Origin of the sequence: Roseovarius lutimaris, assembly GCF_900115165.1 — a bacterium.
GTDB lineage: Bacteria > Pseudomonadota > Alphaproteobacteria > Rhodobacterales > Rhodobacteraceae > Roseovarius > Roseovarius lutimaris.
Genome location: NZ_FOVP01000005.1, coordinates 107,250 through 124,173 on the forward strand (window position 1 = coordinate 107,250; position 16,924 = coordinate 124,173).

The window sequence follows — 16,924 nt, forward strand, 5'->3', positions numbered from 1 at the left end:
GCTATTCCGCGGGGGTCGCTTTGCCTTCGGTCTGACCCTCGGCCTTGCGGATTTCGTCAAGCCAGAGGCTATGGTGCTCGCGCGCCCATTGCTCTTCGACTTCGCCCGATCCCATTGCATCATAGGCGCCTTCCATCCCGATCGAGCCGATATAGATATGCGCCAGGATGATCGCCATCAGGACAAAGGCCATGATCGAATGCCAGAGCGTCGCAAGCTGCATTTCCTCATGCGGCGCAAGCATGACCGGCAATTCGCCATACCCCACCGCCTGCGGCAGGCCGGTCTGGTTCAGAAGGACAAAGGTCTTGGCAAACATCGGCAACTCGAACGGGAACAAAAGCGACAGGCCAGACACGGAGATCGAGGCGCCAAACAGGATCACCGACCAGAAGATCATCTTTTGCCCGGCATTGAACTTTTTGGCAGGCGGATGAACGCCCTTCTTGAAAATGCCCCCGCCCACTGCGATCCATTTCAGGTCGATCTTGTTGGGGATGTTGTGCATCACCCACATGAAAAACACCATCACAAGGCCGATCATGAAGGCCCATGAGATATTGTTGTGAACCCATTTCGACGCAATCGCCATGGTCGAGAACATCTCGTGGCCAAAGGCGGGAATAAGCACCTTGCGGCCAAACAGCGTGATCAGCCCGGTGATGCCAAGCACCACGAAAGCGCCCGCCATAAGCCAGTGCCCAAACCGCTCGATCGCCTGAAAGCGGGTCACGGTGCGCCCGGTCTTTTCGCCATCAATGCGGATACGACCGCGTAGCAGAAAGAACAGCGCCAGCACCACGATCGTGCCACCCAGAAGGTAGGCGCCATATTGCGCCAGCGGCCCTTGGCGGAATTCCAGCCATCTCATGCCGCCATCCTGGATCAAGACACCCGCCACCGGCCCGCCGGCCGAAACGGTGACATCGCCCTTGCCATAACGCAGCGCGCGCCAGACTTCGGAATCCGATGCCCCGCCCAATGTTCCAAGCTGATTTGCCACCCCTGCGGCGCTGTCGGGGTCGCCCGTCGCGTCAGAGCGGAATGAATCGTCAATTTTCTCGCCGCGTTGCCGGGCAAGAATATCCTCCAGTGTCTGCGCCCCACCGGTTGCCGAACGCTCCGGCTGCGGTGCCTCGACCGCCTCTTGCGCGGCCAGCGGAACCGTCAGAAAAAGAGACACCAAGAGCGTCATAAGAATGCGGGTCATCGCGTGTCATCCTGTCTGGGAATTTCAAACATTGGTAAGGGGGGCGACGTGACCGCCGCCCACCCGATCCGAATTGCGGTTGGGCGCCCCACATCGGGGGCGCCCCTGACCAAAGGTCAGCCGCCTTTCTGTTCATAGGCCGTTCCCCAGCCCCAGGCGCCCGAGCCGAAGCCGCGCGCCACTACACGCTCGCGATAGATCGCCGATACAACATCGCCGTCCCCCGCCAGCAGGGCCTTGGTCGAGCACATTTCGGCGCAGATCGGCAATTTGCCTTCTGCAATCCGGTTGCGCCCGTACTTCTGGAACTCGGCTGCCGAGTGGTTTTCTTCGGGACCGCCGGCGCAGAAGGTACATTTGTCCATCTTGCCGCGGCTGCCAAAGTTACCGGCCTGGGGATATTGCGGCGCGCCAAACGGGCACGCGTAAAAGCAATAGCCACAGCCGATGCAGAGGTCCTTGGAATGCAGAACGATGCCTTCTTCGTTCTGATAGAAGCAATCCACCGGACAAACCGCCATGCACGGCGCATCTGAACAATGCATACAGGCCACCGAGATCGAACGCTCGCCCGGGTTACCATCGTTGATCGTAACCACCTTGCGGCGGTTGATCCCCCACGGAACCTCGTGCTCGTTCTTACAGGCCGTTACGCATGCATTGCATTCGATGCAGCGTTCGGCGTCGCAGAGAAACTTTGCTCTTGCCATGTCAGTATCTCCTTATGCTGCACTGATTTTGCAAAGAGTCGCCTTGGTCTCTTGCATTTGCGTGACTGAATCGTAGCCATAGGTCTGGGCCGTATTGGTCGCTTCACCCAAGACATAGGGGTCTGCCCCTTTGGGATAATTCGCCCGCAGATCCTTGCCCTCAAAGTGACCACCAAAGTGGAAGGGCATGAAGACAACGCCTTCGCCCACCCGCTCGGTGACCATCGCCATGACCTTGACCTTGGCACCTTCGGCACCTTCAACCCAGACCTGCGCGCCGTCCCGCACACCAAGGTTGTTGGCGTCACGCGGGTTGATTTCGACGAACATGTCCTGCTGAAGCTCGGCCAGCCAGGGATTTGAACGGGTCTCGTCACCGCCACCTTCATATTCGACCAGACGGCCGGATGTGAGGATGATCGGATACTCTTTCGAGAAGTCGTTCTTCTGGATCGAGGCATACATGGTCGGCAGACGGTAATCGTGCCGGTCCTCGTATGTCGGATAATCCGCGACCAGATCGCGCCGGTTCGTATAGAGCGGCTCGCGGTGCAGAGGCACCGGATCGGGGAAGGTCCAGACGACGGCCCGCGCCTTGGCATTGCCGAAGGGCGCACATTCATGGGCAATCGCCACCCGCTGAATCCCGCCCGAAAGGTCGGTTTTCCAATTGGTGGCAGGTCCGGCAACCGCATCAATCGACGCGCGTTCCTCGGCGGTCAGATCACCGTCCCAGCCAAGATCCATCAGCATCTGCATGGTGAATTCAGGGTAACCGTCCTGAATTTCCGACCCCGCAGAATAGACACCCTCGGCCAAAAGGTTGTCGCCATCCCGTTCGACACCAAAGCGCGCACGGAAGGTCAGGCCACCTTTGGAAACCGGTGTGGACATATCATAGAGCCTGTGCGTCCCGGGATGTTTCATCTCGGGCGTTCCCCAGCAGGGCCAGGGCAGACCATAGGTTTCGCCATCCGCAGGACCGCCAAGAGCCGTCAGCGTGGTTCTGTCGAACGTATGCTGATTGGCCATGTGCATCTTGAGCCGTTCCGGGCTCTGGCCGGTATAGCCGACGGTCCACATGCCGCGGTTGAATTCGCGGGTGATGCTTTCGACATTCGGCGTTTCCGCATCTTCCATTTCGATATTGCGGAACAAACGGTCAGCCCAGCCAAACTTGTTGGCGAACTTGGCCATGATGACCTCGTCCGGCTTGCTTTCAAACAGCGGTGTCACCACGCGGTCACGCCACTGAAGCGAGCGGTTCGAGGCGGTCACGGAACCGCGGGTTTCGAACTGCGTACAGGCCGGCAGAAGGTAAACGCCATCGGTGCGGTCATGCATGACGGCGGAAACGGTGGGATACGGGTCAACAACGACCAGCATGTCCAGCTTTTCCATCGCCGTTTTCATTTCCTTGCCGCGCGTCTGGCTGTTGGGCGCATGGCCCCACAGAACCATGGCCCGCACCTTGTTGGGCTGATCCATGTTTTCCGTGTCTTCCAGAACACCGTCGATCCAGCGGCTAACAGGAATACCCTTGAGGTATTGCAGCGACTGATCCTTGCCATCCTTGTCCTTGATGCTGTCAAACTGACCAGCAAGCCAGTCGTCATCTTCACCCCAGACACGGCCCCAATGGCCCCATGCACCTTTGCTAAGGCCGTAATACCCCGGCAAAGTGTGGCTTAGCACACCAAGGTCGGTTGCGCCCTGCACGTTATCATGGCCGCGGAAGATATTGGCGCCGCCACCGGCGGCCCCAATGTTGCCCAACGCCAGTTGGAGGATGCAGTAGGCGCGTGTGTTGTTGTTGCCGTTGGCATGCTGAGTACCACCCATACACCAAATCAGCGTACCGGGCCGGTTATTGGCCAATGTCCGGGCAACCCGACGCAGTTGCGAACCGGGGGTGCCGGTAACGCGCTCAACTTCTTCAGGGTTCCACTTGCTCACCTCATCTCGGATCTGATCCATGCCCCAGACACGGGTGCGGATGTATTCCTTATCCTCCCAACCGTTCTCGAAGATGTGCCACAGAATGCCCCAAATCAGCGCCACGTCGGTGCCGGGACGGAACCGCACATATTCATCCGCATGCGCGGCGGTGCGGGTAAAACGTGGATCGCACACGATGAGGGGGGCGTTATTTTGCTCTTTGGCTTTCAGCAGGTGCAGCAACGATACCGGATGCGCCTCGGCCGGGTTCGACCCGATCAAGAACATCGCTTGCGAATTGTGAATATCGTTGTAGCTGTTGGTCATCGCGCCATAGCCCCAGGTGTTTGCAACACCGGCAACCGTGGTCGAGTGACAAATCCGGGCCTGGTGGTCCACGTTATTCGTGCCCCAATAAGCGGCGAACTTGCGGAACAGATAGGCCTGTTCGTTGTTGTGCTTGGCAGAGCCGAGCCAATAGACGCTGTCAGGTCCGCTTTCTTCGCGGATCTTCATCATGCCGTCGCCGATCTCGTCGATCGCCTGTTCCCAGCTGATGCGCTTCCATTCACCACCCTCTTTTTTCATCGGGTACTTGAGGCGGCGTTCGCCGTGGGCGTGTTCACGCACCGAAGCGCCTTTGGCGCAATGCGCACCAAGATTGAACGGGCTGTCCCAGCCGGGCTCTTGCCCGACCCATACACCGTTCTGAACTTCGGCGACGACCGTACAGCCGACCGAGCAGTGGGTGCAGACGGATTTAATCGTCTCGACGGCTTCATTGGCTGCACTCTGCGCGTTTGCCCGCGTGACTGTGCCGCCCATGGCGCCAATTGCGGCCAGGCCACCAATGGCCAGACCGGACCCGCGCAGGAACGCGCGGCGGTCGACCGACTTTTCGGCGACCTCGGACAGGATACTGGTCCGCTGGGGGCGTCTCGCAACCCCGTTGGTCTTTTTCCTAAGCATGTTTCTCTCCTCCCTTGGCATCCCTCGCAGGGCATGCTGGGTACTGATGTTTCCTCTGACAGTCGGGCCTAACGCAACCAGTCGTCAGCGGTTTTTGACGTCGTCCGGCGGTTTAGAACCGGGCGCTGTCGAGATAGGCGCGAGTATGCGCAGTGTCCTGCATTCTGTCGGATGACAGATCAGGCTCGGCCGCCTCGGCAGCGGTCCCGCCCGCAACAGCCAGAGCCGCCGCAGCAGGCGCAGCAGTGCCGGCCAGTTTCAGAAAATCGCGGCGGCTGGTGTCGCCTTCGGTCTTCTTGGTCATAAGGGTGTTCCTCCCTTGGGTGATGGCGGGTTGCCCCGCCGGTTATGCGGGCTAGCCCGCGCTCATCCGAAAGCCCTGCGCCTCGATCTCCATGAATACCCGACCGACAGCGCCGACCGAAGCATAGAAAACCGAGTTGGTTGCGGCTTCCAAATCCGTAAAAAAGTGACCAGCCCAGGGGCCGATGTGCTTGCCGAAAAACTGTTTCTGATCTGCAAGGCTGGCGGCCTTGCCATAGCGCCCGGTGATCATCCCGGCCATCATCTCCATCAGCGAGGCGATGTTGTCTTCCGGCTCATAAACCGTTTCGGCGCGGGTCATGCTGCGCGCGGCCATGTCCCGGCGCAGCCCCGCCAGCGGCTTTTCATTGAGAAAGCCGGTCAGATAATAGCTGGCATAGGGCAGCAATTCACCCCGGCCAAGACCGATGAACAGCGCGTTGAACTCGCTTTCCACCGCACGCGCCTTGCTTAGCCCGGCGATCCGCGCGAGCGCGCCAATCGCCGTGCCAAGGTCGGTTTCACCGCCGCTTAGCGCCGCCGTCTGGTCGAGTATTTTCTGCGTCGGCGGGCGGGCCAGGATCACACCAAGATAGTCGTAAAGATCGGCGCGCAGGCGATCCTCTTCGGTGATCTCATGCGCAGGACTTGGGTTTTCCATCAGGGCCTCTTGGTTGGTCATACCGATGCTCCGGTCTGATCTTGAAATACGAAACTCATGCGGCGGCGCGGCGGGGCCTCGTCGGCCTCTTGCGTGACCGCCTCGGTCGGCGGCGTGGTCGCGTCATCCTCGTCGCCTGTCGCGGCGGTTTCTTCGGTCTCATCCTCGGCCAGGGCGACACTCGCCTCGGGCTGTTCTTCCACAAGCGGCGCGTCCTCGTCGGGCGGGTTCGCCTCAAGCTCGGCCTGGCGGGCCATTTCGTTGACATGGGCGGTCATGCCCTTGCCCACCTGATAGGCGGTCTGCATGTGCTCAAGCACCTTGGCCTTGTCAGTAAAATCTTCGCCGTAATCGAGCAATCCGTCAAGGTTGGCGAGCGCCGGATTTGACGCCCAAAGCCGACGCAGCGCGCGGCGCCTGATCCGGTCCGGCACCGCCCTGGCCATGAAGGCGCGGAAATCATCGCCCGGCCCCAAGGTATCTGGATCGGGCAGATCAAGCTCCTCCAGAATTTCGGCATCGGTTTTTTCGGCAAGTTCTGCATCACGCGCCGCAATCGTCTCGGCCTCGCTGGCGCGCGCCTCGGCCTCGGCCTCTGCCTCGACCTGCGCCTTGCGGCGCGACCAGAAATCCCCCCGGCTCAATGCACCCTCCCCTTCCGGCTGGCGTCGGGCGCGCGGTAGACATCGCTGATCTGGTGAATGCGCGGATCGCCTATGCCATCCTCTACGCCATTAACGTCGGTCTTGTCGCGGCGGCGCTTTTTGAATTCTTCTTCCTGGTGATGTTCTTCGACGAACTCGCGCACCCAGGCGACAAGCCCCTCGGGCATGGCAACCTTCTCGACGATCTCTTCGCCGGTATCGGCATAATCCTGGGCCTCAAACGGCGAGGCGGTCACAAGCACCACCTCGAACGGTCTGCTCGCCGCATCCTCGGCGATGCGCGCGCGCATCACCACATAGACCGAAGGCACCCGCGCCGAAATCCCCTGAAGGTAGCTTTCGGTTTCCGCGCCGTGCAATTCCATCACCGCCGTCGCGGCGTGATAATCCACCGTGTCGCCATCGCGGCGCAACTCTCGCCAATCCGCCGACCCGGCACCTGGCAGGACAGACACCGCACGCCACGACCATGCCGCCCAACGGGTCACTCCGGGCGCCCGTCGCACAACGACCCCGACAGGGATCGTCGCATAGGTTTTGGGATTGTAGATCACGCTTGGCATTCTTCCCCGGCTGCACGCCCCTAGATTGGTACAGATTCCTGACCACTCAAAGCGTTTTTTGTGTGCAACGGTCCACCAAGCAAAAAGACAGGACATTTTGGACCGAATTCCTGCACCTTAGGGTCGAGCGCGGTCAGATTGACCCGAACGCCGCTTTCGCCGCTTTGCAGCAATTGCCGCAGCGGGCCTCTCGAAATCGAATCACCCGTCCCGCTTGCGGATCGTGGCAGGGCGGCGGCACTCTCAGAATTGCTGTTTACGACCGGATCGAATCGTGCCTACTCTTAGCCCGCATCGACGCGAGCAACGCTTTTCTCAACATCGCGGAAACATTGGGGTTAAAATGCCTAAGCAATTGATTTTGTGTGACTGTTCCGGCACGCAAAGGCTGGACCGTGACGCCCTTGAAACGGCGAGCGGTCTAAGCTGTTCGCGGGTGCATTCGGCGCTTTGCACCGATGAAATCGGGCTGGCCGCCAGGGCAATCGAGACCGGCGAGGCAATTATTTGTTGTCGTCAGGAACAGCGTGCTTTCGAAGAACTGGCCGCCGATCTCGGGGCCGCAGAGCCCGCCTTTACCGACCTGCGCGACCGGGCCGGCTGGAGCGATGACAGCGCCTCGAAACTACCCAAAATGGCCGCTCTTCTGGCCGAGGCGAGCCTGCCCGCGCCGCGTGAAAAGGCTTTGGATGTGATTTCTGAAGGGCTTTGCCTGATCATCGGGGCCTCTGACGTAGTGCTTCCGGCGGCTGAAAAGCTGGCGCCCATTCTGGGCGTCACGGTACTTTTGACCGATGAGTGCACCCCGCCCGAGACCCGCGATTTTGATGCCATACGGGGTCGTATTGCCGGCGCCAAGGGCGCGCTTGGCCAGTTCGAGCTTACCATCGACGCGTTGCAACAGGTCAACCCGGCGGGGCGCGGTGCGCTTGGATGGGGGGCGCCGCGCGACGGCGGACAGACCGCCTGCGACGTCATTCTTGACCTGTCAGGGGCCACCCCGATGTTCCCGGCCCCGCAAAAGCGCGAAGGCTATCTGCGCGCCGATCCCGGTAGCCTGAATGCCGTGTCAGACGCGGTGTTCGAGGCCGCGCAGATGATCGGCACCTTTGAAAAACCGCTTTACGTCGCGCTTGAGCCGCTGATCTGCGCCCATAGCCGCGCCGAACAGACCGGATGCAGCAAATGCCTTGATATCTGTCCCACCGGCGCGATTACCCCGGACGGCGAGCATGTGAGCATTGACCCGATGATCTGTGCCGGCTGTGGCGCCTGTGCGGCGCGCTGTCCGTCGGGCGCGATCACCTATGACGCGCCCACGCCCGATGTCACCTTTCGCCGCATTCAGACTCTGGCCTCGGCCTATCGCAAGGCGGGGGGCACTGCGCCGCGCCTGCTGGTTTGTGACCACGATCACGGCAGTCAGATGATCAGCCTTGCGGCCCGCCACGGGCGCGGATTGCCCGCCGATGTGATCCCGCTTGAGGTCACGGCCCAGTCGGGCTTTGGGCATGCGGAAATCCTTGCGGCTCTGGCCTCGGGCTTTGCCGAGGTGTCGATCCTTGTGTCGCCGCGCACCGAGCGCGACGCGCTTGATCAGGAGATTCCGCTGGCGCAGGCCATGGCGGGTGCGGGTCGTGTAACCCTGCTCGACCTCAGCGATCCCGATGCTTTGTGCGACGCGCTTTACGGCGCCACCGATATCCCCGCGCCCTGCGCCGATCCGGTTTTGCCGATGGGAAGCCGCCGTCAGGTGGCGCGCCTTGCCGCCAAGACGCTGAGCCCCGATGACGCGATCCTGCCACTGCCCGAGGCCGCCCCCTATGGCGCGGTTCTGGTCAATACCGAGAGCTGTACGCTCTGCCTGAGCTGTGTATCGCTCTGCCCGTCGGGCGCGCTACTTGACAATCCCGACATGCCGCAGCTGCGCTTTCAGGAAGATGCCTGTCTGCAATGCGGGATCTGCGCCACGATCTGTCCCGAACAGGCGATCACGCTTGAGCCGCGCATGAACCTTGCCGATTCAGCCCTGACACAGGTCGTGCTGAACGAGGAAGAGCCGTTCGCCTGCATCGAATGCGGCGCCTTGTTCGGGGTGAAATCGACCGTCGAAAAAGTGGTGGAAAAGCTGGCGGGCAAGCATGCGATGTTCGCCACCTCGGACACCGCCAAGATGATCCAGATGTGCGATAAATGCCGGATAAACGCGCAGTATCACTCAAAAAACAACCCCTTCGCCGGGGCCGAACGCCCGGCTGTGCGCACCACCGAGGATTACCTCAGCAAGCGCAAGGATCACTGATGTTCGATCGGTGCGCCAAGGTCGGCGGGGACAACCCCCGAGACATAGGCCAGGATGGCCTCAAGATCATCAACCGTGATCTCGACCGGCACAATGGGCGGCGGTCGATGTGCGGCAAAGGGCTCTGTTATATCGGCGACCTGGGTAAACGCCGGATGCGGGTTGAGCGCAAAGAACCCCTGAAACCGGGCAGCCCAGTTGGGCAATGCGCGCAGCACCGCAAAAGAGGGCGTCGAACCGATGGCGTTCATCCGATTTTCGTGCGACACCACATGACAGCGCCCGCAATGACGCAGCGACAGGGCCTTGCCCTGCACGGCATTGCCCTCGAACACAAGCGCGACTTCGGCCTCATCTTTGGCCTCTGGCAGGGAAAACGGCGCGCGTCCTTCGACCTCATAGCTGGTCAGGGTGCGCTGTCCGATCTCGGAAGTCAGCCAATCGGCAAACCGCGCCGCCCCGGCATGCGTGCTGCGCAGCTGCATCCGCCATGTTGCGCCCTCCCCGATAAAGACCGCGCGCCCCTCGGCGTTACCAAGGGCAATTTCGGCCTCGGCGCCCGGTGCCACGATCTCGATCCGCACGCCGGTCTTGAGCGAAAAGCGCGGGCGCAGGTAATCGAGCACCCCGCTGGCAATCAGCGCCTCCGGCGCGCTCAGGCGAAACAGCCGCTCGTCGGCCATCGCACTGACGGGCAAGAGCGCCATCAGACAGAAAACGATCATCCGCAGCACGCGTTTGGGGCTTGGGTTCCATCCTTGCATGTCCCACGTTAGAAACAGCCGCATGTCTGCGTCAACCACCTTGAACATGAAACGGAGAGAGCCATGAGCGAAGATTTCAACATGTCGATGCGCAAATTCCTCAAACAGGTCGGCGTGACCTCGCAGCAAGCCATCGAAGAAGGCATGCGCAACGCGGGCGATACGGCGGGGCGCGAGTTCAGCGCCAAAGTCGTGCTCACGGTTGACGGGCTCGATATCGAGCATGTGGTGACCGGCACGATCAAGGGGCAAAACTAAGTGGCCCTTACCCGCGACAGCGTTCTGAACGCATTGAAACAAATCACCGATCCGGTCAGCGGCTCTGATATCGTCTCGGCAGGGGTTACCCGTGGGTTGAATGTCGAGGGCGGCACGGTGCGGTTTGTTCTGGAAATTGATCCCGCCAAGGCCGAAGCCTATGGCCCGGTACGCGACGCCGCCGAGGCCGCCGTGCGCGCGCTTGACGGGGTGAATGAGGTATCTGTCGTTCTGACCGGGCATTCCGCCAAGGCACCGCCCGACCTAAAACCCGGCCGCAAGGCCGAACCCAAGGGCCCCGAAAAGGTGCCCGGCGTCAACCACCTGATCGCCATTGCAAGCGGCAAGGGCGGGGTTGGCAAGTCCACCGTTGCGGCCAACCTCGCCTGTGCCCTGGCGGCCGAGGGGCGCCGCGTTGGCCTGCTGGATGCGGATGTGTACGGGCCAAGCCAGCCGCGCATGCTTGGCGTCTCAGGGCGCCCCGCAAGCCCGGATGGCAAGACCATCCTGCCGATGCGCAATCACGGGGTCACCATGATGTCGATTGGCCTGATGACCAACGAGGGTCAGGCGGTCGTCTGGCGCGGTCCGATGCTGATGGGCGCGCTGCAACAGATGCTGATGCAGGTGCAATGGGGCGCGCTCGATTGCCTCTTGGTCGATCTGCCGCCCGGCACCGGCGATGTGCAGATGACCCTGGCGCAAAAGGCCCAGGTCGACGGCGCGATCATCGTCTCGACCCCGCAGGACATCGCCCTTCTGGATGCGCGCAAGGGCATCGACATGTTCAATCAGCTCAACGTGCCGGTTCTGGGCATGATCGAAAACATGAGCACGCATATCTGCTCCAATTGCGGGCATGAAGAGCATGTATTCGGCCATGGCGGCGTTGCGGCCGAGGCCGAAAAGCTGGGCGTGCCGCTCCTGGCGGAAATTCCGCTGCATCTGGATATCCGGATGGCGGCGGACGGGGGCGCGCCGATTGTGGTCTCAAAACCCGATAGCCCGCAGGCACAGGCGTTCCGCACCATTGCCCGCCAGATGATCGAGACAGGCGTCGCATGAACACGCCCGCGTTCCCCCCGCTCATGTCAGGGTTGGCGGTGACCGGGGCCATTGACCCGTTCGAGAAGGCCTGCGCCATGGCCAGCCTTGGTTGTGACGCGGGGGTGATCGTGCATAACATCACCGCCAACCGGCTTATGGCGGCACTGGTCATGGCCCCCGAGGTGCCCCTTGAAGAGGCGATGGCGATGCTGCCGGCCTGTGGCGTGGGCTTTCAAAACGCGCTTGGCGCTCTGGCCCCGCCAGAGGTTGCCGTGCACCTGGAATGGGCGGGCGGACTGCGCATCAACGGCGCCGCCTGCGGGCATATGCGCGTCGCGGCGGGAGGCTCTGATCCGGACGCCCTGCCCGGCTGGCTTGTGGTCGGGATCGACCTGCCGCTGATGCAGATCACCGAGCGGCCGGGTGATCGCCCCGACCAGACCGCGCTATATGACGAGGGCTGTGCCGAGGTCGATCCTGTCACCCTGCTGGAAAGCTGGGCACGTCACACCCTTGTCTGGATCACCCGCTGGGAAGAAGACGGCGGCAAGGATCTGCATTCCGAGTGGCGCCCGCTCGCCCATGACATGGGCGAGGATGTGCGCCAGAACGGTATCGCGGGCAAATTCCTTGGCGTGGACGAACGCTTTGGCATGCTGCTGCGCGACACTGAAACCACCCATCTTATCCCCCTCAGCAGCCTGTTGGAGACACCGCAATGAAGCTTGCCCGTGCCATCCATTTCGACGAAAGCGATCAACGCGTCTATCACAGCCCGGCGCGCACCGGCGAATGGTCTGTGTCCGGCGGCTTCGAGTTTTCCAACTGGAGCGAGGCCGACCTGACCGGCAAGGCCCGACAGGCCTTTGCCAATGGCTGGCTTGGGGTGGAAACCTTTGGCCGGGTGACATTTGTCGCGGTGACTCAGATCGAGCAGGCCGAGATTGACGCACTGGCGCGTGCGCTTGCGCAGCATTTCGTCGATGTCTACGGCGCGCCCGACACCGAGGCCGCCCTGCCCGTGGCCGTCGAGGAGATCATGCAGATGGTCGAGCTATGCGAGGATCACGCTGCCAACACGCTGTTGACGGTGGCGCGCGATCTTACGGACGCGGGGGTACGCGAAAGCTTTCGCGTGATCGAGCCGCAGGATGCCGGGATCGAGCAGTTCGCAATCCACGGCGCGCTTGACGAATAGGTCGGGGACCGGCGCCGGTCAGTCCCGGTCGTTCTTCCTCTCGGCCCGCTTCGCGCGATAATCGTCAATCCGCGCCTCAAGGCGATCGGCATAGGCGGCGCGGTCGGCATCGCTCATCGCCGAAAGATGCTCTAGCAACAGGCGCTGCCCCAGCTCAAAGCGCTCACGAAAGCCCTCGCGCTGTTGGCTCATGCGCGCGGCCACGGCGGCGGCGTCAAATGGCACCGCGCGCAGATCCGCCACAAGCGCGTCAAACCCGGCATTTTGCGCCGCGCGGGTGCGACCGCCATCGCGGTAGGCATCGCGCATTTTTTGGCCAATCTCGCGGCGCTCCTCGTGACTTAGCGCGCGGGTCAGAGGCCCGCCCGCCATGTCAAGCCGCGAGGGGTGATGCCCGCCATGCGTGCCGCCATAGCGCAAGGCCCAACTGCCGATCACGCCGATCACCAGAAGGTTAAGCGCCAGCGACACGACCAAAAGGCCCCGCACCCAAGGGCTTAGCCCTGTTGCGGGCCTGTCGCCCCCGTGTTTATCCGTTGCCGCCGCCATCAGAAATTCCCCCCGGCCAGGTCAAACGCCAATTCCGGCGCGACATCAATAAGATAGGCGCTTTCGTTTGCACCATCCAGCATCCCCTCAGGCAGGCTGATGCCAAGCCAGACCCCGGCCATCGCCGCCGTCGCAAGCCCGGTCACCGCAGGCCAACCCCCAAGCAGGCGATAAAGCTGGCTCGAGAGGCTGGCGCGTCGGGGCCGGGGCGGCGCGGACGTTTGGGCCGCAACGGCCTGCGCATCCGCCTCGATCCGGGCCATGAGGGCCACCGAAGGCTCTGCGGCATGCGCGCGCGCGGCGTCAAAGAACACCTCAAGCCCTGACATATCGTCTCTATCGCTCATCGCCATATCCAAGCTCCTCTTGTCGCCCTGAAAGGGCCGCCGTCAACGCGCGTTTGCCACGCGCCGTCAGGCTTTCCACCGCTTCGGTGGTGATTTCCATGATCTCGGCAATCTCGGGGTTCGCCAGCCCTTCGATATGTCGCAGCACGACCGCCTGTCGCTGCCGGTCCGGCAGCTGGTCAAGGGCCTCTTGCAAGGCCTCTGCACGGGCGGCATCCTGCAGTATCTCGGCCGCCGTCGCGCGCCCGTCCTCGGGCTCGGGGATACTCTCCAATGCGACGCCGCGCGCGCGCCGCCGCAGATCAATGCAAAGGTTTGCCACCACCCGGTAAAGCCAAGTCGTGACCTTGGCCTCATCCTGGCGCCACTCGGGCGCAATCTTCCAGAGGCGCAGCATGGCCTCCTGGGTGACATCCTCGGCCTCGGCGTGGTTGCCAAGCAGGCGATAGGCATGGCCCATGACGCGCGGCGTTAGACGCAGATTGAGGGCACGCGCCGCCGCACCGTCGCCATTGGCAAACAGCACAAGCAGGGTCTCGTCTGACATCTCGGCCATGGCGTCAAATGGCATATCCATCACCCCCAAGCGTATCCCTTACCCCGACCGCTGACCAGTGCGGTTGCCGGGCGGTGCGCATATTTCCCACGCGCACCGCCCAAGAACTAGCCGACCCTAGTCGTTGTTCTTGTTACGTTTCTTCTTGTCGTGATGCTTGCCATGTTTCGCATGCATTGCGTCAAACTCTTCCTTCGAGATGGCCCCATCACCATCGGTGTCCATGCGCTTGATCATGCCACCCTTCTTGCGCTGCTGCATCTCGGTGACATCCAACTTGCCGTCCTTGTTGGCATCGTGGCGCTCGATCATGTGATCTGCGCGGCGTGCGATACGCTCGGCATGTTTCGCCGTCATCCGCGCAATAAGCTCGTCGCGTGACACAGCCCCATCACCATCGGTATCGGCCCCGTCAAAGCGTGCCTGCATATGGGCCGTCATTTCCTCGGCCGTGATCTTGCCATCGCTGTTGGCGTCCAGCTCTTCAAAGCTCGGGCGCTGACCCTGACCCATCTTGCCCTTGTGTTCCTTGGCGATACCCTGACCGATGCCACCAGCGATAATTGCACCTGCAAGCCCGGCGATCAAAAGTGTCTTTTTCATTTTGGTCTCTCCTCAAGAGTCGTTTGGTTTATCTGCGAAAGCAACCGTTCTGGCCGTTCCTGAAGTGTAATACGCGGGGCATCCCGCTTTCCGTCGCGCCATTGCGATCTTTTTTTGTCGGCATGCCACTGCCCAGCCCCAAAAGTCGCCCGAGGGTTTTGCGACATGGCGCCGCAAGGGCGTTCTACCCTCTTTATTCTGCGCCTGAATTAGCCCAGTTTATGCCGATCAGCTTTGGGAAAAATCATGACCTATCAGACAGCCATCAGCACAGACCGCGCCCTCTGGCCCGCACTTCGCAGAGGATTTCGCCGGAAATGCCCCAATTGCGGCAATGGTCCGTTGCTGAAAAGCTATCTCAAGGTGCGTGACACCTGCACGGTCTGTCGCGAAGACTTTACCCCCAATCGCGCCGATGACGGGCCTGCCTATCTTACGATCCTGATCGTGGGTCATCTGATGGCACCGCTTTTGCACATTACCTTCGTGCAATTTCGCCCCGAGCCGCTGGTGCTGTTCACCATTTTCGCTATTGGCACGGTCACCCTGTCACTTTACCTTTTGCCACGACTGAAAGGGGCGATTGTCGCGTTCCAATGGGCCCGCCAGATGCACGGGTTCGGAGGGGGCGACTGACCCTTTGCCGCTGAAAGGGCCAGCATGACCAGCCAGATCCCGGATAAATCCGCCGTTCGCAACGCCGCGACTGTGATTGCCCTGCGTGATCGCACGAGCGATCCGCATGTCCTCATGGGACAGCGCGGCGCGCAGGCGGCGTTCATGCCCAACAAGTTCGTCTTTCCCGGCGGCGCGGTCGATGCGGCGGATGCCGCCGTGCCGCTGGCGCGCGCCCTGCCCGAAATCTGCGCCGAGCGTCTGCTGGAGGACAGCAAGGAGAACCTTGCGCATGCTCTTGCCGCCGCCGCCATCCGCGAGCTTTGGGAGGAAACCGGCTTGATCCTCGGGCAACCCGGCGACTGGCCGGGCGCGGTACCCGCCGACTGGGCCGGGTTTGCGGCGCGCGGTCATGTGCCGGTGGCCCATCCGTTGCAATTCGTGTTTCGCGCCATCACCCCGCCGGGGCGCCCGCGCCGGTTTGATGCGCGGTTCTTTCTGGTCGATGCCGGTGAAATTGCAGGCGACCTTGATGATTTCTCCGAGGCCTGCGACGAGCTTTCGCATCTGCAATGGGTGCCGCTGCGCGATGCGCGCAAGTTCGACCTGCCGTTTATTACCGAGGTGGTTCTGGCCGAGGTTTCTGCCCGCGCGCACGATCCCGCACCGCCCAAGTCGGTGCCGTTCTTTCGCAATGACGACGAAGAAAGCCTGTTCCTGCGGCTTAACGGAACGCAACCACTGCGATAACCGACAGGGTTACCAAGGCGATGCCGAGCGCTTCACGCCGGGTGGTTTTCTCACCAAAGAACAGCACCGAGGCCGCGAGCGAAAAGATCACCTCGACCTGACCCACGGCAAAGACGTAAGCCGCGTTTTCAAGGGTGAAGGCGGTGAACCACAACAGGCTGCCCATCATGCCCGCAAGGCCGATCCAGACCGCGCTGCGCCAGGCCGCCGCCACGCGCGTGACCTGCCCCGGTTCACGCCAGATCAACCAGGCGCCAAGCGCAAGGCTCTGTGCCAGGGTGACGACCGCCAGGGTAACAGCGGCACGCAACAGCGGGTCCTGGCTTGCGATCTCAAGCGTGGCGCCGCGATAGCCGACGGCGGAAATGGCGAAAAACGCCCCCGAGGCCACCCCCAGAAACGCCGCCCGGTTGGCGATCCGGCGCAGCCAGCGGCCCTCAAGGCCCGGCGTATCCGACAGGATCAAAACGCCGACAAGCCCCAAAATGATCGCGCCAAGGCCAAGCGCCGAGATGTGATCGCCGAGTACGACCAGGCCGACGATTGCGGTCTGAACCACTTCGGTTTTCTTGAAGGTGATCCCGACCGCAAAGTTACGCTCTGCAAACAGCGCCACAACGCACCAAGTGGCCAGGATCTGCGTCAATCCGCCGGTCATCGCATAAAGCCAGAACAGCGGTGAAAACCCCGGCAATTGCGCACCGGTCAGCGCAAGATAGCCAAGGGTCAGGACCACAACCAAAGGCGCCGAATAGAAAAATCGCGCCAGCGTCGCGCCGCCCGCCGTAAGCGCGCCCATGCTTAGGCGCTTTTGCAGCATGAAGCGCAACGTCTGAAACGCCGCCGCCGCTACGGAAAGGAGGATCCAGGCTTCCATCAGCTTGTCTTGCCCCGGATTCTCCGCAATGACCAGCGC

At 62.0% G+C, this 16,924-nt stretch carries 21 protein-coding genes; 8 read left to right on the plus strand and 13 right to left on the minus strand.

Annotation, left to right across the window (positions count from 1 at the left end; translation table 11 throughout):
* Position 1: 1 nt before the first annotated feature.
* From BMZ91_RS05855 to BMZ91_RS05885, 7 genes are all read right to left on the minus strand, one after another.
* A complete protein-coding gene (locus tag BMZ91_RS05855) occupies positions 2–1,210 on the minus strand; it encodes a formate dehydrogenase subunit gamma (protein WP_092835707.1) in 1,209 nt (402 codons plus the stop codon).
* A gap of 116 nt (positions 1,211–1,326) precedes the next feature.
* Complete coding sequence (gene fdh3B / locus BMZ91_RS05860; RefSeq protein WP_092835709.1) at positions 1,327–1,920, minus strand: formate dehydrogenase FDH3 subunit beta; 594 nt, start codon at positions 1,918–1,920, stop codon at positions 1,327–1,329.
* A gap of 12 nt (positions 1,921–1,932) precedes the next feature.
* Complete coding sequence (locus tag BMZ91_RS05865; protein WP_092835711.1) at positions 1,933–4,827, minus strand: formate dehydrogenase subunit alpha; 2,895 nt, start codon at positions 4,825–4,827, stop codon at positions 1,933–1,935.
* A 112-nt stretch (positions 4,828–4,939) separates the two neighbouring features.
* Positions 4,940–5,131 (minus strand): twin-arginine translocation signal domain-containing protein, encoded by a 192-nt coding sequence (locus BMZ91_RS05870; protein ID WP_092835713.1) that lies wholly within the window; start codon positions 5,129–5,131, stop codon positions 4,940–4,942.
* Positions 5,132–5,182: 51 nt separating this feature from the next.
* Positions 5,183–5,812, minus strand: coding sequence for a TorD/DmsD family molecular chaperone (locus BMZ91_RS05875; RefSeq protein WP_092835715.1), 630 nt, complete (start codon positions 5,810–5,812; stop codon positions 5,183–5,185).
* On the minus strand, positions 5,809–6,435 hold the full coding sequence (locus BMZ91_RS05880) for a DUF3306 domain-containing protein (protein ID WP_092835717.1): 627 nt from the start codon (positions 6,433–6,435) through the stop codon (positions 5,809–5,811). The genes BMZ91_RS05875 and BMZ91_RS05880 overlap by 4 nt, the downstream gene beginning before the upstream one ends.
* Entirely contained in the window at positions 6,432–7,019 is a 588-nt protein-coding gene (locus tag BMZ91_RS05885) for a DUF3305 domain-containing protein (RefSeq protein WP_425441549.1), read from the minus strand. The genes BMZ91_RS05880 and BMZ91_RS05885 overlap by 4 nt, the downstream gene beginning before the upstream one ends.
* A 62-nt stretch (positions 7,020–7,081) precedes the next feature.
* Here BMZ91_RS05885 and BMZ91_RS21395 point away from each other — a divergent pair, with 62 nt between their 5' ends.
* Both BMZ91_RS21395 and BMZ91_RS05890 read left to right on the plus strand, forming a co-directional pair.
* A complete protein-coding gene (locus tag BMZ91_RS21395) occupies positions 7,082–7,378 on the plus strand; it encodes a hypothetical protein (RefSeq protein WP_177193800.1) in 297 nt (98 codons plus the stop codon).
* On the plus strand, positions 7,363–9,321 hold the full coding sequence (locus BMZ91_RS05890) for a 4Fe-4S binding protein (RefSeq protein WP_092835718.1): 1,959 nt from the start codon (positions 7,363–7,365) through the stop codon (positions 9,319–9,321). The genes BMZ91_RS21395 and BMZ91_RS05890 overlap by 16 nt, the downstream gene beginning before the upstream one ends.
* Here the strand turns inward: BMZ91_RS05890 and BMZ91_RS05895 are convergent.
* Positions 9,315–10,109, minus strand: a complete 795-nt coding sequence (locus tag BMZ91_RS05895; RefSeq protein ID WP_245736220.1) for a hypothetical protein — start codon at positions 10,107–10,109, stop codon at positions 9,315–9,317. The genes BMZ91_RS05890 and BMZ91_RS05895 overlap by 7 nt on opposite strands.
* A 39-nt stretch (positions 10,110–10,148) precedes the next feature.
* Here BMZ91_RS05895 and BMZ91_RS05900 point away from each other — a divergent pair, with 39 nt between their 5' ends.
* From BMZ91_RS05900 to BMZ91_RS05915, 4 genes are read left to right on the plus strand one after another with little or no spacing between them, the layout of a single operon-like run.
* The gene (locus BMZ91_RS05900; RefSeq protein WP_092835720.1) at positions 10,149–10,343 is read left to right on the plus strand and encodes a DUF6494 family protein; all 195 of its coding nucleotides are present in this window, start codon (positions 10,149–10,151) and stop codon (positions 10,341–10,343) included.
* A complete protein-coding gene (apbC, locus tag BMZ91_RS05905; RefSeq protein WP_092835722.1) occupies positions 10,344–11,408 on the plus strand; it encodes an iron-sulfur cluster carrier protein ApbC in 1,065 nt (354 codons plus the stop codon).
* The gene (locus tag BMZ91_RS05910) at positions 11,405–12,112 is read left to right on the plus strand and encodes a biotin/lipoate--protein ligase family protein (RefSeq protein ID WP_092835724.1); all 708 of its coding nucleotides are present in this window, start codon (positions 11,405–11,407) and stop codon (positions 12,110–12,112) included. The genes apbC and BMZ91_RS05910 overlap by 4 nt, the downstream gene beginning before the upstream one ends.
* Positions 12,109–12,588, plus strand: a complete 480-nt coding sequence (locus tag BMZ91_RS05915; protein ID WP_092835726.1) for a DUF6505 family protein — start codon at positions 12,109–12,111, stop codon at positions 12,586–12,588. The genes BMZ91_RS05910 and BMZ91_RS05915 overlap by 4 nt, the downstream gene beginning before the upstream one ends.
* A gap of 18 nt (positions 12,589–12,606) precedes the next feature.
* Here BMZ91_RS05915 and BMZ91_RS05920 read toward each other — a convergent pair whose 3' ends face one another.
* The 4 genes from BMZ91_RS05920 to BMZ91_RS05935 all read right to left on the minus strand — a co-directional run bounded on the left by BMZ91_RS05920 (position 12,607) and on the right by BMZ91_RS05935 (position 14,643).
* Positions 12,607–13,137 (minus strand): periplasmic heavy metal sensor, encoded by a 531-nt coding sequence (locus BMZ91_RS05920; RefSeq protein WP_092835728.1) that lies wholly within the window; start codon positions 13,135–13,137, stop codon positions 12,607–12,609.
* Positions 13,137–13,484: a hypothetical protein gene (locus BMZ91_RS05925; RefSeq protein ID WP_092835924.1), complete on the minus strand. Its 348-nt coding sequence runs from the start codon at positions 13,482–13,484 to the stop codon at positions 13,137–13,139. Before BMZ91_RS05925 ends, BMZ91_RS05920 begins: the two co-directional genes overlap by 1 nt.
* Positions 13,474–14,061, minus strand: coding sequence for an RNA polymerase sigma factor (locus BMZ91_RS05930; RefSeq protein ID WP_092835730.1), 588 nt, complete (start codon positions 14,059–14,061; stop codon positions 13,474–13,476). The genes BMZ91_RS05925 and BMZ91_RS05930 overlap by 11 nt, the downstream gene beginning before the upstream one ends.
* Before the next feature lie 96 nt (positions 14,062–14,157).
* Positions 14,158–14,643: an EF-hand domain-containing protein gene (locus BMZ91_RS05935; protein WP_092835732.1), complete on the minus strand. Its 486-nt coding sequence runs from the start codon at positions 14,641–14,643 to the stop codon at positions 14,158–14,160.
* A 246-nt stretch (positions 14,644–14,889) separates the two neighbouring features.
* Here BMZ91_RS05935 and BMZ91_RS05940 point away from each other — a divergent pair, with 246 nt between their 5' ends.
* Both BMZ91_RS05940 and BMZ91_RS05945 read left to right on the plus strand, forming a co-directional pair.
* Positions 14,890–15,279: a DUF983 domain-containing protein gene (locus BMZ91_RS05940; protein ID WP_092835734.1), complete on the plus strand. Its 390-nt coding sequence runs from the start codon at positions 14,890–14,892 to the stop codon at positions 15,277–15,279.
* Between the two features lie 24 nt (positions 15,280–15,303).
* A complete protein-coding gene (locus BMZ91_RS05945) occupies positions 15,304–16,008 on the plus strand; it encodes an NUDIX hydrolase (RefSeq protein WP_092835735.1) in 705 nt (234 codons plus the stop codon).
* On the opposite strand, the gene BMZ91_RS05950 is transcribed toward BMZ91_RS05945, so the two are convergent.
* Positions 15,983–16,885 carry a DMT family transporter gene (locus BMZ91_RS05950; protein ID WP_092835737.1) on the minus strand — a complete coding sequence of 301 codons (903 nt, stop codon included), beginning with the start codon at positions 16,883–16,885 and terminating at the stop codon, positions 15,983–15,985. The genes BMZ91_RS05945 and BMZ91_RS05950 overlap by 26 nt on opposite strands.
* Between the last annotated feature and the right edge of the window lie 39 nt (positions 16,886–16,924).

Excerpts from the sequence above, each read along its gene's own strand:
- BMZ91_RS05855 (WP_092835707.1), bottom strand. The coding sequence starts at position 1,210 with ATGACCCGCATTCTTATGACGCTCTTGGTGTCTCTTTTTCTGACGGTT.
- fdh3B (WP_092835709.1), bottom strand. The coding sequence starts at position 1,920 with ATGGCAAGAGCAAAGTTTCTCTGCGACGCCGAACGCTGCATCGAATGC.
- BMZ91_RS05865 (WP_092835711.1), bottom strand. The coding sequence starts at position 4,827 with ATGCTTAGGAAAAAGACCAACGGGGTTGCGAGACGCCCCCAGCGGACC.
- BMZ91_RS05870 (WP_092835713.1), bottom strand. The coding sequence starts at position 5,131 with ATGACCAAGAAGACCGAAGGCGACACCAGCCGCCGCGATTTTCTGAAA.
- BMZ91_RS05875 (WP_092835715.1), bottom strand. The coding sequence starts at position 5,812 with ATGACCAACCAAGAGGCCCTGATGGAAAACCCAAGTCCTGCGCATGAG.
- BMZ91_RS05885 (WP_425441549.1), bottom strand. The coding sequence starts at position 7,019 with ATGCCAAGCGTGATCTACAATCCCAAAACCTATGCGACGATCCCTGTC.
- BMZ91_RS05890 (WP_092835718.1), top strand. The coding sequence starts at position 7,363 with ATGCCTAAGCAATTGATTTTGTGTGACTGTTCCGGCACGCAAAGGCTG.
- BMZ91_RS05895 (WP_245736220.1), bottom strand. The coding sequence starts at position 10,109 with ATGCGGCTGTTTCTAACGTGGGACATGCAAGGATGGAACCCAAGCCCC.
- BMZ91_RS05900 (WP_092835720.1), top strand. The coding sequence starts at position 10,149 with ATGAGCGAAGATTTCAACATGTCGATGCGCAAATTCCTCAAACAGGTC.
- BMZ91_RS05910 (WP_092835724.1), top strand. The coding sequence starts at position 11,405 with ATGAACACGCCCGCGTTCCCCCCGCTCATGTCAGGGTTGGCGGTGACC.
- BMZ91_RS05915 (WP_092835726.1), top strand. The coding sequence starts at position 12,109 with ATGAAGCTTGCCCGTGCCATCCATTTCGACGAAAGCGATCAACGCGTC.
- BMZ91_RS05920 (WP_092835728.1), bottom strand. The coding sequence starts at position 13,137 with ATGGCGGCGGCAACGGATAAACACGGGGGCGACAGGCCCGCAACAGGG.
- BMZ91_RS05925 (WP_092835924.1), bottom strand. The coding sequence starts at position 13,484 with ATGAGCGATAGAGACGATATGTCAGGGCTTGAGGTGTTCTTTGACGCC.
- BMZ91_RS05930 (WP_092835730.1), bottom strand. The coding sequence starts at position 14,061 with ATGGATATGCCATTTGACGCCATGGCCGAGATGTCAGACGAGACCCTG.
- BMZ91_RS05935 (WP_092835732.1), bottom strand. The coding sequence starts at position 14,643 with ATGAAAAAGACACTTTTGATCGCCGGGCTTGCAGGTGCAATTATCGCT.
- BMZ91_RS05940 (WP_092835734.1), top strand. The coding sequence starts at position 14,890 with ATGACCTATCAGACAGCCATCAGCACAGACCGCGCCCTCTGGCCCGCA.
- BMZ91_RS05945 (WP_092835735.1), top strand. The coding sequence starts at position 15,304 with ATGACCAGCCAGATCCCGGATAAATCCGCCGTTCGCAACGCCGCGACT.
- BMZ91_RS05950 (WP_092835737.1), bottom strand. The coding sequence starts at position 16,885 with ATGGAAGCCTGGATCCTCCTTTCCGTAGCGGCGGCGGCGTTTCAGACG.